A 13,591-nucleotide genomic window follows, 5' to 3' on the forward strand; every position below is an offset into this window, starting at 1 on the left:
CCGTGGCCGACTACCTATGGTTCGTCATATGAGCATCGGGAATCCTGCGCTTGCCGACGTGCTCGCACAGCATGGCACGCCCCATCGCCTGCTGGGCGCTCTTGCCGACGGTGGAGTCCTGGTGGCAGTGCGACCAGATCGTTCCGTCGTCCTGGGGACGACACAGGCCGGTGACCGGGTCCTGCTCGGATACACCAGCCCCGCGACCTATGCCAGACACCGCGGCAGCCATTCCCTGTCGGCCTGCGACGCCGACACCATCCTGGACATCCAGCGCGTCACCGGCGTGCGCGAGATCGTGATCGACGCGGCCGGGCCGGCCGCGGCCGCCGTGCCCATCGACGATCTCCAGCACTTCATGACCACGACGCGCACGGGGCCCACGCCCGTCCTGTCGGGGGCCGTGCCGGCCGCCTACGCCACGGGCGCGATGGCCACCGTGTCGCGGGGCGCCGCGCTGGCCCAGGTCGCCCCGCCGAGCCCGCAGGCCCCCGCGCTGCCCTGGGTGCCCGCGCCCCGGCCGCACCTGTCGGGGCCGATGCAGCAGGTGGACCCGGGCTACCGGCGGTGCACGCACCCGATCCTGCCCGCGCTGCGCCAGGCGATCGCGTACCTGCTCATGGACTTCCCGCTCGTGCACCACGTCTGGATCTCCGAGGCGGGCACGGCCTCCGGCGCCACCGGGATCATGCTGCACGTGAAGGTGCACATGTCGGCCGCCGAGGACGTCGTGCGCGACCTGCACCGGCTGGTCCGCGCCCGACTGCCGCAGTTCGCCGCCTCGGGGGCGCCGATCCTCATGGCCAGGGTGGCCGACGCCCGCAGCGAGCGCCGCATGATCGAGATCGGCGCGCACGTGGTCTGCGCGAACGTCTCCGACTAGGCACGTGGAGGCAGGGCCCGGGAAACTGGGCCCTACCAAACAAGCCCTCGCTCGGTTCTAATGAGGGGATGATCACACCGGCGGCCGGTACGGTCACCGTCCCCAAGAGCGTGCGCCTCGGCTACGGCGTCGGCTCGTTCTGCACCGCCACCTTCAACGGCGTGCCAGGGCTGCTGCTGCTGTTCTACATGACGAACTTCCTGGCCGTGCCCGCGTGGCTGGCCGGCGTGGTCGTCACCGCGCCCAAGGTCTGGGACCTGTTCGTCAACCCCCTGGTCGGCCGCTGGTCGGACCGGACGGCCTCCCGCTGGGGGCCGCGCCGGCCGTGGCTGCTGGCCGGGGCGTGCACGCTGCCGATCGCGTTCTTCCTGGTGTTCGCGGGGCCGCCGCTGACCGGGGTGCCGGCCGCCCTGTACGTGGGGGCGTGCTTCCTGGCCGCGGCGACGGCGTACGCGTTGTTCGAGGTGCCGTACAAGGCGATGCCCGGCGAGATGACGGACGACTACCACGAGCGCACGTCGCTGCTGCAGTGGCGGATGGTGTTCGTCGGCGCGGCGACCGCCATCAGCGGCGTGCTGGCGCCGGCCATCGCGACCAGCGACGGCCAGGACGGCACGCTCGGCAGCTACCGGGTGATGGCGCTCACCATCGCGGTCATCCTGCTCCTCGCCATGCTCGGCTCCTTCTTCGGCACCGCCCGCGCCCCCATGACCGGCGCTCCCGAGCCGGACCGCGGCGGCTGGCGCGAGCAGCTCGCCGCCGTCAAGGACAACCCGGCCTTCCTGTGGCTGACCGTGCTGGCCTGCGTGCAGATGCTGGCCGTCAGCATGATGCTGGCCGCCGCGCCCTACTTCGCCACGTACACGCTGGGCTCCGCCTCCGCGACGCAGACGCTCTTCGCCGCGCTGGTCGGCCCGATCCTGCTGACGATGCCGCTGTGGGTGCGCGTGGCCAGGCGCTTCGACAAGCGCGGCGCGATGCTTCTGGCGGTGCTGCTGTTCGGCGGCGGCACGACGGCCGCCATGGCCACGCCGCTGTTCGGGCCGCTGTGGGCGCACCTGACGATCCTGGTGGTCGGCGTCGGGTACGCCGGGCTGCAGCTCATGCAGTTCTCCATGCTCGCGGACGTCATCGCGGTGGACGCGGCCACGACGGGCAAGCGGCGGGCCGGGGTGCTGACCGGCCTGTGGACGGCCATCGAGAGCGGCGTCAGCGCGTTCGGCGCGCTCATCTTCGGGATCATCCTGACGATCGGCGGCTTCGTCGAGTCGGAGCCGAGCACGTTCGTGCGGCAGCCGGACAGCGCGGTGGCCGCGGTCCTCATCGGTCAGACCGCGGTCCCCGCGCTGATCATCTTCGCCTCCGCGCTGATCACGCTGAAGTACCGGCTCACGCCACCCGGCGCGCCGGCTTCGCCCTCGTCCGGGTGAACAGGCCCGCGAGCAGCGCCGCCAGCAGCGGCAGCCCGAGGACGAGCGCGGCCAGGAACGCCCACGGCACGACGACCGGGTTGTCCCCCCACATCCACGCCATGGACGCCGACAGCGAGCGGCCGGTGACCGCGCCCGCGACCAGCCCGATGAGCGCGCCCAGCCCCGCGATGTAGCCGGCCTGGGCCGCCACCACGAGCCTGCGGGTCAGCGGCCGGCCGCCCACGGCGTGCAGGGTGTCGAGGTCGCGGCGCATGTCGGCCACGGCGAGCCCGGTCGCCGCGAACGTCCCGCCGAGCACGAGGACGACCGCCGCGGCCAGCGCCGCCGCCAGCAGGGTCGCGAGCTTCTGGGCGGTGTGGTCCTGGGCCAGCCCCGCGTACGCGTGGGTCGTCACCGACTGCAGGTGATCGCTGAAGCGCTGCAGGTCCCGCTGGTCGCGCACGTGCCCGGCGGGCGGGACGTAGATCCGCCGCTCGGCCGTCCTGTACCCGGCCGCCGTCACCGCGGAGGCGGGCACCACGGCGCCGCCCTGCTCGGGCTGCGCCCCCTGCGCCACCACGGCGGGCGCCCGGAGCTTCTTCTCAGGGCCACCGTCGCCGGTTCTGGGCAGCATCGTCAGGCTGACGGTGCCGTCGCTGACCAGCCTGGGGTCGAAGACCACGACCTTGCCGGCCGCGAGCGCCGCCGCGGCCTGCGGGTCCCTGCGGCCCTGGAGCAGGGCGAGCACCCGGGCATCCCCGATCGGCACGTCGAAATAGCTCACACCGTAGTGCTGGCACTCCTCACTGGCACATTCCGGGGACTCAGTCTGGATCATCGTCGCGATGCTGTGCCCGGCGCCGTCCTGGGCCTCCAGCGCCGGCACGAGGCTCGCTCCCGGCAGCCTCTCCTGGACGGCGGCGCGGACCCGGGCCCAGGTCGCCGCGTCCAGGTCGCTGCTCTGCACCGTCAAGGTGCCCTCGGGCGCGTCGATCCGGTTCATCCGCTGCTCGGCGGTGTAGGTGGTGGTGTAGGCCAGGCCGACGGTGACCGCGCCCATGGTGGCGGCCATGACGGCGGCCACCGCCGAGACGGTGCGGGCCCGGTGGCGGGTGGCGTCCCTGACCGACAGGCGCGCCGGCAGCGGCAGGCGCGCGGCCAGCGGCGCGGTGCGCCGCACCAGCCAGGGCATCAGCAGGATCAGCCCGAACAGCACCACGGTGGACGCCGCCACCACGAGCAGCTCGTGCCGGGACTCGGACAGGACCCTCACCCCGGAAACGGACATGAGCCAGTGCGGCTGGAACGCCAGCAGGACCGTCAAGCTGAGCCCGAGCACGAGCAGCACGAGACCGGCCAGCGGGCGGGCCGGGCGGTCGCGCACCTCGTCCGGGCGGCCGGCCAGCACCCGCGCCGGGCTCTGCCGCGCCGCCTGCACGGCCGGCGCCACGGCCGCGACCAGCGCGCTGAGCAGGCCGAGCGCGGCGACGCCGAGCACTTCGGCCCACGGCACGTCGACCGGGCCGCTGTTCCAGTCCAGCAGGCGCGCCGCGATCGACTCCGCCACCGCGCCGGTGCCGATGCCCAGCGCGACGCCGATCAGGGCCGCCACGCCGCCGAGCACGAGCCCGTCGGCCAGCACGATCATGCGCAGGTGTGCGGGAGAGCCGCCCTGCGCGGCGATGGTGGCCAGCTCCCTCCTGCGCCGCCGCAGCCCGACCGCGAACGCGGGGCCCGCCAGCAGAACCGTCTCGGTGACGACGAGCAGCACGGCGATGGCCAGCCAGAGCCAGTCGTCCCGCTGGAACCGCGCGTAGTCGCGCTGCTCGCCGCGCGGGCTCTCGATCACCGCGCGGGAGGCCACGCGCAGCCCCGCCTGGTTCAGCTCGCGCACCTTCTCCCAGGTGACCGGGCCCGGGGTGTCGACCAGCCAGCCGTTGCCCTGCGGGTCGACCTTCTTCGCCAGCACCGACCCGTACAGGCCGACGACCTCCATGACGCCGGGCCTGGTCGGGTTCTCGACGACGCCGACCACGCGCTTCGGCGCGCCGCTCCTGGTCAGCTGCAGGGTGCCGCCGACGCGCACGCCGCGGTCGAGCAGCGCGGGCGTCACCGCGATCTCCTGCGGCGTGGCCGGGAGCCGGCCCTCGGCCGGCCTGCGCAGGCCGCCGGTGAGCGGATCGCGCAGGTCGATCTCCAGCAGGTCCACCCGCTCGAAGCCGTCCTGGATCCGGGCGTCGGCGGTGTAGTCGTAGAACGGGATCGCCCTGCCGCCGATCAGCCGGGCCACCTCGGCGGTCGTCCAGTGCGCCGGCGCGCCGGTCTTGTCCGGGTCCTGGCTGCCCCAGCGGCCGGCGGGCTCCTGCTCGACGGGGAGCGTGGTCGGGTTTGCCAGGACCGCGGCGTCGGCGACCGAGCCCAGCCGGGACGGCAGCTCCTCGCGCGGCGTCAGGTCCGTGGTGCTCGACAGCGTCAGTAACGCCGTGATGGCCAGGACGGGCAGGCCGATCATGACCATGATCAGGGCGGTGCGGCCCTTGGCGCGCAGGGCGTCGCGCCGGGAGATGCGCAGCGCGGCGCGCAAGGCGCTCATCGGGCGCTCTCCAGCCGCACGGCGCCCGACTCGGCGATCAGGCCGTCACGCAGGTAGATCACCCGGTCCGCCCACGCGGCGTAGCGGGGCTCGTGGGTGACGAGCAGCACGGCCGCGCCGGCGTCGCAGCGGGCCCGCAGCAGCTCCAGGATCTCGTCGCCGGTGGCCGTGTCGAGCGCGCCGGTCGGCTCGTCGGCCAGCAGCAGCCGCCGCTCGCCCACCAGCGCCCTGGCGATGGCCACCCGCTGGCGCTGCCCCCCGGACAGCTCCTCGGGGAAACGGTCGGCGATCTCCTCCACCCCCACCTCGGCCAGCACGGCCAGCGCCTCCGGGCGGGCCCGCGCGGCGCGCACGCCGTCGAGCTCCCGGGGCAGCATCACGTTCTCGGCCGCGGTCAGCGACGGGATCAGGTTGAGGTCCTGGAAGACGTATCCGACGCGGTTGCGCCTGATCGCGGCCACGTCCTTGACCCGCGACAGGTCCTCGCCCTCGATCGTCACCACCCCCGAGGTGGGCCGGTCCAGACCGCCCGCCAGGTTGAGCAGCGTGGACTTGCCCGAGCCGGACGGCCCCATGACCGCGACCAGCTCCCCCGCCGAGACCTCCAGGCTCACCCCCCTCAGCGCGTGCACCTGCCCGTGCTCGCGGGTGACGTCCCGCAGCTCCACCACACTCATCGGTTCTTCTCCTTGGAAACGGCCTCGCAGTGGTCCAGCCAGCGCTGCTCCGCCTCGGCCTTGAAGATCAACGAATCCAGCACCAGGCGCTGCGCGAGCCCGCCGGCGGCGGCCCGCTTGGCCCTGGTGAGCTCCTGCAGCGCGCGCATCGTGGCCATGCGCTGCGTGTGGATGACCTCGGCGACGTCCACGCCGCCCGCCACGGCCATCGCGACCTTGATCGCCAGCTCGTCCCGAGGCCGGTCGGTCTGCGCGACGGGGGTGCTGAACCAGCGCGCCAGCTCCTCCCGACCGGCCTCGGTGATCGTGTGGACCACACGGCCCTGCTCATCGGCGCCGACGGGCTCGACGAGCCCGTCCCGCTCCAGGCGGGACAGCGTCGTGTAGACCTGGCCGATGTTCAACGGCCAGGTCGCCCCCGTGGACGCCTCGAACTCCACCCGCAGCTGATAGCCGTACCGTGGTCCGCTGCTCAGCAACGCCAGCAGCCCGTGCCTGATCGACATGAATACTGAGTATGCATACTCAGTATGCCTAGGGCAACCTGATCCGCGTATTCTGGACACAGCCCGAGGTTCAGGCCGATACTCGCTCTATGAGCTCCACGCATCCGCCCTTTCGCGCCTCAGATGGGGAACGTGACCGTGCGATCGACGAGCTCAAGGAGCGCGCGGTAGAGGGCCGCATCTCGCACGACACCTTCGTGGGGCGGGTGGACCAGGCACTACGGGCGCGCAACCAGTTCGAGCTCGACGAGCTGGTCGCCGACCTGCCGCGGCGGCCCACGTTCCGCCAGCGGCTCACCGACGCCGTCTCCTCGGTCTCCGAGTTCACCACCAGGCTCCAGTCCGCCTGGCGGCGGCCCCGGCTCCCCCGGCTGGCGCTGCCCGACGACGACCGCCTGCGTTACGTGGTGGGCCGCGGGTCGGCCTGCGACCTCGTGCTCTCCGACCTGACGGTCTCCCGCGTGCACGCCGAGCTGCGCCGCGAGGGCGACGGCGGGTGGATGCTGATCGATCTCGGCTCGCTCAACGGCACCCGGCTCAACGGGTGGCGGCTGGTGGGGCCGGCGCGGGTGAAGTCGGGCGACGAGGTGTCGTTCGGTGACTGCGGCTTCATGGTCACGTCCCAGCAGCCGACCTGACGGCCCGCCCGCCCACCTGACGGCCCGGCAGCCGACGCGGGGCGCCTGCGCAGCGGGCCCGGCGAGCCCGCAAACCCCAACAAATACGGATATTTGCGGATTACAGGCTGACTGGGCTGATCCATGCTCTCATGCGTTCCCCCAGTCACTTGGAGACCCCATGCGGCGCACCTCAGCCTCCCTCGTCGCGGGCACGCTCGTCGCGGCCCTCGCGTGGGCGTCCGGACCCTCCACGCCCGCCGTCGCGCTCGACCCCACCGTCGGCGTCGCGGACCTGACCCAGGACATCAACCAGATCCTCAGCGACTCGCGGCTCACGATCGCCCGGGCGGGCGTCGTGGTCAAGAGCGCCAAGACCGGCGAGGAGCTGTACGCCACCGACGCCGGCAAGCTCCTGACCCCGGCCTCGAACACCAAGCTGTTCACCTCGGCCGCCGCGGTGGAGACGCTCGGCCTCGACTACCGCTTCCCCACCACCGTGCTGGGCACCGGCCGCAAGGCAGGCTCGGTGCTGACCGGCGACCTGGTGCTGCGCGGCACCGGCGACCCGACCATGCTGGCCGAGGACTACGACGCGCTGGCCGCCAAGGTGGCCGCCGCCGGCGTCAAGGTCGTGACCGGCAAGCTGGTGGCCGACGACACCTGGTTCGACTCCCAGCGCCTCGGCAACGACTGGTCGTGGGACGACGAGACCGCGTACTACGCGGCGCCGATCTCGGCGCTGACGGCCTCCCCCGACCGGGACTACGACGCCGGCTCGGTGATCGTCTCCGTGGCCGCCGACGGCGACAAGGTCAAGGTCTCGACCACGCCGGAGACCGACTACCTGAAGATCGTCAACAAGGCCACGGTAGGCGCGGAGACGGACGTGCTCATCGAGCGGCAGCACGGCACCCGCACGGTGGTGATCACCGGCACGGTGGCGGAGCCGTACCAGGAGTGGGTGGCGGTGGACGACCCCACCGCGTACGTCTCCTCGCTGTTCCGCAAGTCGCTGGCCGGGCACGGCGTCAAGGTGCTCGGCCCGACGACGGCCGGCGCGGCGCCGTCCGGGGCGAAGGAGCTGGCCCGGCACGAGTCGATGACGCTGGGCGAGCTGCTGGTGCCGTTCATGAAGCTGAGCAACAACATCCACGCCGAGATCCTCACCAAGGCCATGGGCCGCAAGGTGTCGGGTCAGGGCACCTGGTCGGCGGGCCTGAAGGTCAGCACCGACTTCGCCAAGGCGAACGGCGTCCAGGTGATCAACATGCGGGACGGCTCGGGCCTGTCGCGCCGCGACGGCTTCTCGCCGGGCTCGATCGTGCAGCTCCTGACGGCCGTGCGCGCCAAGCCGTGGTTCTCCACCTGGTACGAGTCCCTGCCCATCGCCGGCAACCCGGACCGGTTCACCGGCGGCACCCTGCGCAGCCGGATGCGCGGCACGCCCGCCGAGAACAACGTGCACGCCAAGACGGGCTCGCTCACGGGCGTCACCTCGCTGTCCGGCTACGTCACGAGCGCCGACGGCGAGCCGCTGATCTTCTCGATCATGCTGAACCAGTACCTGTCGGGCTCGCCGAAGGACATCGAGGACAAGATCGCCGTGCGGCTCGCGCAGTTCTCGCGGACGGCGGCGGCGGGCGACGCGGCCGCGCTGCGTACCGCCGGGGAGCCGGCGTCGGGCGACCTGGAGTGCTCGTGGCTCAAGCCCGCGCCGTGCTAGTCGCTCGCTGAAGGAAAATCTCGCGGCCCCCTGACGTCCAGGGGGCCGCTCTGGTTTACCGAGATCAGAGGGGGTGATATTACGATTCAGCCACTTGGAGCTCCAAGTTAGGACTTGAATTTCCGTACAAAGCCGACTTGGGGCGACCAGAATGCGGGTTCGACGCACAGTCGAGCCCCTCATCCGGAGGATGGTCCATGCGCAGAGAGCTCCAGGCGGTGGCCTGTGTGGGATGTCTGGCGACCTTGAGCATCCCCGCGCCCGCCGCCGCCGGGCAGACCCCCGGCGGCGCCGCCGGGCAGGCCCACGGCTCGGGCGCGCGCCGCGGCTTCGCGTCGGCGGCCGAGAGCCGGGTCGTCGCGCTCACCAACGCCGCCAGGACCAGGAACGGCTGCCGTCCCGTCGTCCACGACCCCAAGCTGCACCTCGCCGCCGAGCGCCATTCGGCGGACATGGCCCGCAGGAACTACTTCTCCCACACCTCGCGCGACGGCCGCACGTTCGGGCAGCGGATCAAGGCCGCCGGCTTCGCCTTCCGCAGGGCCGCCGAGAACATCGCCCAGGGGCAGCCCACCGCCGCCGCCGTGGTCAAGGCCTGGCTCCACAGCCCGGGGCACCGGGCGAACCTGCTGAACTGCGCGTACACCCATATCGGCGTCGGGCACCACCACAAGGGGCCCACCTGGACGCAGGACTTCGGCGCCCGCTAGAGCGCCGCGACAAGCACCACTCCCCCCGACCAAGGGAGCGTCGGGCTTTCGCCGGCCCCACCCGAGCCGGTTCCCACCGCACGCCCACGCGCTCCCCTCCGGGCGGACCCGGCCGCGACTCCCCCCGCACACGGACCGCGGCCGGGTCCGCACTAACCCACCACTGCTCTCAGGATGTCCCGCAGCCGGTCGTAGCCGGGTGCGAGCCGCCGCAGCCCCGCCGACACGGCCGCGTCGTCGCCCGTGGTGAGCGGAAGCTGCAGGCTCCCGAGCACCCGCGCCTGCTCCCACGTCGCCGCGGCCGCCTCGTCCAGGCCGAGGCTGCCCAGGCAGGTCGCCGCGTCGGCCAGCCGCCGCGCTCCGAGGCGGACGCCGAAGTGCACGAGCATGCCGCGCGCCGGCCCGCCGAGCCCGCCGTCCACCTGCTCGGCCAGCCGCAGCAGCGCCGCCGCCCCGCCGAGCGTCCCCGGCGGGACCGGCAGGTCGTCCCGGCCCTCCAGCCAGCGCACGGCGGCGGGCAGCGAGTCCCGCAAGGCGCCCAGGGCGGACGTCCGCCGCACCCGGACGAAACCGGTCCGCAGCACGTAAGGCGTGCCGAGGTAGGCGACCGCCTCGCCGCGCCACGCGTCGAGGAAGGCGGCGGCGGGCAGCGTCGCGAAGGGATGCCCGTGCGGGTCGTGCACCACGACGACGTCGTCCTCGACGGCGATCGCCACCACGTAGTGGTCGCCGGCCCCGCCCGGCGTGTACGCCAGCAGCCCCATGTCCACCGGCCCCACCAGGACCGGCCCGCCCGCGCACGCGGCACGCAGCCGGTCGAGCGCCTGCTCGGCCGTGCCGCCGTGGCTGCGCTCGCACTCCCAGCCGAGCAACCCGACGGCGGCGTCGAGCCCCAGCTCGGGGTCCCAGCCGTAGGGGTCGAAGAACGGCTCGGAGCCGCCGATGAGCTGCATCCCGAACGGGGAGCCCGTCAGCGTCTCGATCACGCCCACGTCGGGTGCGCCGGGGCCGAGCACCATGGCCAGCGAGTGGGCGTAACAGTACGGTCCTGAACCGGAGTAAGGCAGCATGGCGCCCAGTGAAGGGCCTGACACGGTGTCAGGCGCAACTCATCCGGGGCGCCGGTCGGAGAAGCGGGCCAGGACGAGCGCTTCGACGACGCCGACGACCGCGTACGCGAGGATCGACACGCCCGTGACGACCACGATGTCCGCCCACACCTCGTCGTAGCGGAACCCGCCGATGGCGCGCAGGATCTCGGCCCCGATGCCCTCGCCGGTGGCCAGCCATTCGGCGATGAGCGCCCCGATGATGGAGGCGGGCACGGAGATCCTGGCCGAGGCGAACACGGCGGGCATCGCGGTCGGCACCGCGACCTTGCGCAGCACGGTGAAGCGGGTGCCGCCGTACGCCATGATCAGGTCGGTGGCCTGGGGCGAGGCGGAGCGCAGGCCGAAGGCGATGTTGACCAGCGCGGGGAAGAAGACCACGATGCCGCCGATCACGGCGACGCCGAGCAGGTCGCGACCGAAGACGAGGGTGATCAGCGGCGTCATCACGACGAGCGGCACCGAGCGCAGCAGCATGGCGACCGGCATGAACGTCTGCTCGACGGTCCGCAGCAGCACGAACGCGACGGCCACGACGATCGCGGCGGCCATCCCGGAGACGAAGCCGATGGCCGCGTCCCTGATCGTGATGCCGAGCGCGCCGAACACGGCCTCGCGGTGCGCCTGCGAGGCGGTCAGGTACTCCCAGACCTGCGGCGGGCGCTTGCCGACGAGCGGGCTGATCCCGAACGCCTCCAGCGCCAGCCACCAGGCGGCCACGACGATGACGACGGAGGGCACCAGCGGCCCGACGATCCGCAGCACGGTCCGGCCGATCATGCGGCCTCCCCTCTCGACCACGGGGTGACCACGCGGGCGACGAGCGCGACGACGGCGTACCCGAGGCCCGCGACCAGGCCCGCCACCAGCGCCAGCCCCCAGGTGCGCGGCACCTGGAACTGCTGCTGGGAGATCATCAGGGAGACGCCGAGCCCCTGGTCGTTGCTGCCCAGGTACTCGCCGATGATGGCGCCGAGCAGCGCCGACGGGGCGGAGATCTTCAGGCCGGCGAACGTGCTGGGCAGGGCGGAGATGACCTGGACGTAGCGGAGCCTGGCCAGCCGGCCGCCGCCGTACACGGTGATCAGGTCGAGGCTGGCCCGGTCGGCGGAGCGCAGCCCGAGCAGGGCGCCGATGAGCGTGGTGAAGAAGACGGAGATGGCCGCGAGGAACACCACCGTCGCGTCGCCGCCGAGGACGACGAGCACGATCGGCCCGATGGCCAGCAGCGGGATGCAGTAGGAGATGACGGCGAGCTGCGTGGCGACGGCTTCGAGCCGGGGCACGAGCAGCACGAGCAGCGCCACGCCGAGGGCCAGCCCGTTGCCCCACAGGAAGCCCTGGACGGCGGCGGACAGGGTGGCGCCGGCGTTGGGGCCGTAGAAGGCCCAGCCGTCGCGGCCCATCGACTCCAGCACCGCGACCGGGGTGGGCACGGCGCCGCCGCCGGCGAAGACGGTGGCGGCCAGCAGCCACCAGATCGCGACGAGCGCGACGACGCCGGCCAGGCCCTGCAGCCGTCTCATGAGCCGTGCCCGAACAGCAGGTCGCTGAGGTGGTCGTGGTAGGCGTGGAACTCGGGCGTGCGCATCATCTCGGGCGTACGGGGGCGGGGCAGGTCGATCTTCACCATCTCCACCACCCGCCCGGGGCGCGGGCTCATCACGGCCACCAGGTCGGACAGGAAGACGGCCTCGCCGATGCCGTGGGTGACCATGAGCGTGGTGGCGGGCTTCTCCGTCCAGATGCGCAGCAGCTCCAGGTTGAGCCGCTGGCGGGTCATGTCGTCCAGGGCGCCGAACGGCTCGTCGAGCAGCAGCACGCTGGGCTTGACCACGAGGGCGCGGGCGATCGAGACGCGCTGGCGCATGCCGCCGGACAGCTCGGCCGGGCGGGCCTTCTCGAACCCCTCCAGGCCGACCAGCTTGATCAGGTCGTCGATCACGCCTGGTTCGGGCTTGATGCCGGCCACCTCCAGCGGCAGCCGGATGTTGGCGGCGACGCTGCGCCAGGCGAGCAGCGCGGAGTCCTGGAAGGCGATGCCGAGGTGGTGGCTCCTGCGCAGTTCCTGCGGCGTCTCGCCGTTGACCCTGATCTCGCCCGCCGTGGGCTCCTCCAGGCCGGCGAGGATGCGCAGCACCGTGGACTTGCCGCAGCCGGACGGGCCGAGCAGCGACAGGAACGAGCCCTTCGGCGTGCTCAGGTCCACGCCGTCGACGGCGGTGACGCCCTTGCCGAACGTCTTGGTCAGCCCGGTGATGGCGATGCCGCTCATGACAGCTTCAGGCTCGGGTCGGCCTGGTAGATCTCGTTCAGGATCGACAGGTCGAACAGCTGCTCGGCCTTGATGGTCAGGCCGGCCTTCGACAGCGAGGAGATGTTCTGCTCGATCAGCTCGGGCGTCATCGTGAACAGCCCGTTGGCCTTGGCGTCGTCGGTGACGACGAGCTCGTTCTGCATCTTGGCCTCCTCGGTCTGCTCCTTGACGTCGAGGTTCTGGTCCTTGCCGTAGACGGTGGCGGCCAGCTCGGCGGCCTTGGCCGGGTTCGCGACGGCGTCCTTCCAGCCCTTGATCTCGGCGGTCAGGAACGCCTTGAGCTTGTCGCGCTCGTTGTCGATGGTCTCCTGCGTGACCGTGAACGTCTCGGCGACCAGCGGCAGGCCGGCGTCGGCGAGCAGCAGGTACGCCGGGTCGTGCCCCTTCATCCGCAGGTTGACGGGGCCGCTGGTGACGAAGCCCACGTACCCGTCGAGCTGCCCGGAGGTGAGCATCGACGGGTCCGACTGGAACGGCACCCTGGTGACCTGGGCGGCGTCGATGCCGTTGGCCTTGAGCAGCGCGTTCCAGACCAGCTCGTTGGAGTCCTGGACGCCGATCTTCTTGCCGACGAGGTCCGCGGCCTTCTCGATCGGGTTCTTGCTGAGGGAGATGATGGCGAACGGGTTCTTCTGGAACGTGGCGCCGACGATCTTCAGCGGGGCGCCCTGGAGCACGGCGGGCGCGGTGATCGTGGGGGCCGACAGGCCCGCCCAGCAGCGCCCGGTGGCCAGGCCCGACTCGACCGAGGTGCCGGAGCCGCCGCCGGACAGCAGCTCCACCTGCGAGAACCCGGCCGCTTTGAAGTATCCGTTGGTGTCGGCGAAGTACTCGCCGGCGAACTCCACGTTCTTCTTCCAGGAGAGCTGCAGCTTGACCGACCCGAACCCGCCGCCACCGCCGCTGGAGGAGGTGGTGGTGGTCGTGCCGTTGTCCCCGCACGCGGCCAGACCGAGCGCCAGACCGGCCAGACCGGATGTCCGCAGGAACGCGCGACGGTCGAAGGTAGCCATAATTCTCCTTGAACGGCCCGTGAAGATG

At 72.4% G+C, this 13,591-nt stretch carries 13 protein-coding genes; 5 read left to right on the top strand and 8 right to left on the bottom strand.

The window, feature by feature from the left end:
* The first annotated feature begins 121 nt into the window (after nt 1-121).
* Both KIS93_RS24205 and KIS93_RS24210 read left to right on the top strand, forming a co-directional pair.
* Entirely contained in the window at nt 122-883 is a 762-nt protein-coding gene (locus KIS93_RS24205; RefSeq protein WP_230465821.1) for a hypothetical protein, read from the top strand.
* Nucleotides 884-951: 68 nt separating this feature from the next.
* Nucleotides 952-2,313, top strand: a complete 1,362-nt coding sequence (locus KIS93_RS24210) for an MFS transporter (protein WP_080045514.1) — start codon at nt 952-954, stop codon at nt 2,311-2,313.
* Here the strand turns inward: KIS93_RS24210 and KIS93_RS24215 are convergent.
* Genes KIS93_RS24215 through KIS93_RS24225 form a run of 3 tightly spaced genes read right to left on the bottom strand, consistent with a single transcriptional unit; the run spans nt 2,273 to nt 6,071 of the window.
* Complete coding sequence (locus tag KIS93_RS24215) at nt 2,273-4,888, bottom strand: FtsX-like permease family protein (RefSeq protein ID WP_080045513.1); 2,616 nt, start codon at nt 4,886-4,888, stop codon at nt 2,273-2,275. The genes KIS93_RS24210 and KIS93_RS24215 overlap by 41 nt on opposite strands.
* A complete protein-coding gene (locus KIS93_RS24220; protein ID WP_080045512.1) occupies nt 4,885-5,565 on the bottom strand; it encodes an ABC transporter ATP-binding protein in 681 nt (226 codons plus the stop codon). Before KIS93_RS24220 ends, KIS93_RS24215 begins: the two co-directional genes overlap by 4 nt.
* Nucleotides 5,562-6,071 (bottom strand): PadR family transcriptional regulator, encoded by a 510-nt coding sequence (locus KIS93_RS24225; RefSeq protein ID WP_080045511.1) that lies wholly within the window; start codon nt 6,069-6,071, stop codon nt 5,562-5,564. Before KIS93_RS24225 ends, KIS93_RS24220 begins: the two co-directional genes overlap by 4 nt.
* Before the next feature lie 89 nt (nt 6,072-6,160).
* Between KIS93_RS24225 and KIS93_RS24230 the strand changes: the two genes are divergently transcribed.
* From KIS93_RS24230 to KIS93_RS24240, 3 genes are all read left to right on the top strand, one after another.
* Nucleotides 6,161-6,709, top strand: coding sequence for a DUF1707 and FHA domain-containing protein (locus tag KIS93_RS24230; RefSeq protein WP_080045510.1), 549 nt, complete (start codon nt 6,161-6,163; stop codon nt 6,707-6,709).
* 160 nt (nt 6,710-6,869) lie between these two features.
* Complete coding sequence (gene dacB, locus KIS93_RS24235; protein WP_080045509.1) at nt 6,870-8,414, top strand: D-alanyl-D-alanine carboxypeptidase/D-alanyl-D-alanine endopeptidase; 1,545 nt, start codon at nt 6,870-6,872, stop codon at nt 8,412-8,414.
* 197 nt (nt 8,415-8,611) lie between these two features.
* Nucleotides 8,612-9,124: a CAP domain-containing protein gene (locus KIS93_RS24240; RefSeq protein WP_080045508.1), complete on the top strand. Its 513-nt coding sequence runs from the start codon at nt 8,612-8,614 to the stop codon at nt 9,122-9,124.
* A 152-nt stretch (nt 9,125-9,276) separates the two neighbouring features.
* Here KIS93_RS24240 and KIS93_RS24245 read toward each other — a convergent pair whose 3' ends face one another.
* The 5 genes from KIS93_RS24245 to KIS93_RS24265 are packed head-to-tail and all read right to left on the bottom strand — an operon-like array spanning nt 9,277 to nt 13,563.
* Nucleotides 9,277-10,194 carry a hypothetical protein gene (locus KIS93_RS24245; RefSeq protein ID WP_080045507.1) on the bottom strand — a complete coding sequence of 306 codons (918 nt, stop codon included), beginning with the start codon at nt 10,192-10,194 and terminating at the stop codon, nt 9,277-9,279.
* A 39-nt stretch (nt 10,195-10,233) separates the two neighbouring features.
* A complete protein-coding gene (locus KIS93_RS24250; protein WP_080045506.1) occupies nt 10,234-11,013 on the bottom strand; it encodes an ABC transporter permease in 780 nt (259 codons plus the stop codon).
* The gene (locus KIS93_RS24255; RefSeq protein ID WP_080045505.1) at nt 11,010-11,759 is read right to left on the bottom strand and encodes an ABC transporter permease; all 750 of its coding nucleotides are present in this window, start codon (nt 11,757-11,759) and stop codon (nt 11,010-11,012) included. Before KIS93_RS24255 ends, KIS93_RS24250 begins: the two co-directional genes overlap by 4 nt.
* Nucleotides 11,756-12,508: an ABC transporter ATP-binding protein gene (locus tag KIS93_RS24260; protein WP_080045504.1), complete on the bottom strand. Its 753-nt coding sequence runs from the start codon at nt 12,506-12,508 to the stop codon at nt 11,756-11,758. The genes KIS93_RS24255 and KIS93_RS24260 overlap by 4 nt, the downstream gene beginning before the upstream one ends.
* Nucleotides 12,505-13,563: an ABC transporter substrate-binding protein gene (locus KIS93_RS24265; protein WP_080045503.1), complete on the bottom strand. Its 1,059-nt coding sequence runs from the start codon at nt 13,561-13,563 to the stop codon at nt 12,505-12,507. Before KIS93_RS24265 ends, KIS93_RS24260 begins: the two co-directional genes overlap by 4 nt.
* Nucleotides 13,564-13,591: the final 28 nt, after the last annotated feature.

Source organism: [Actinomadura] parvosata subsp. kistnae (genome assembly GCF_900323885.1).
GTDB lineage: Bacteria > Actinomycetota > Actinomycetes > Streptosporangiales > Streptosporangiaceae > Nonomuraea > Nonomuraea composti.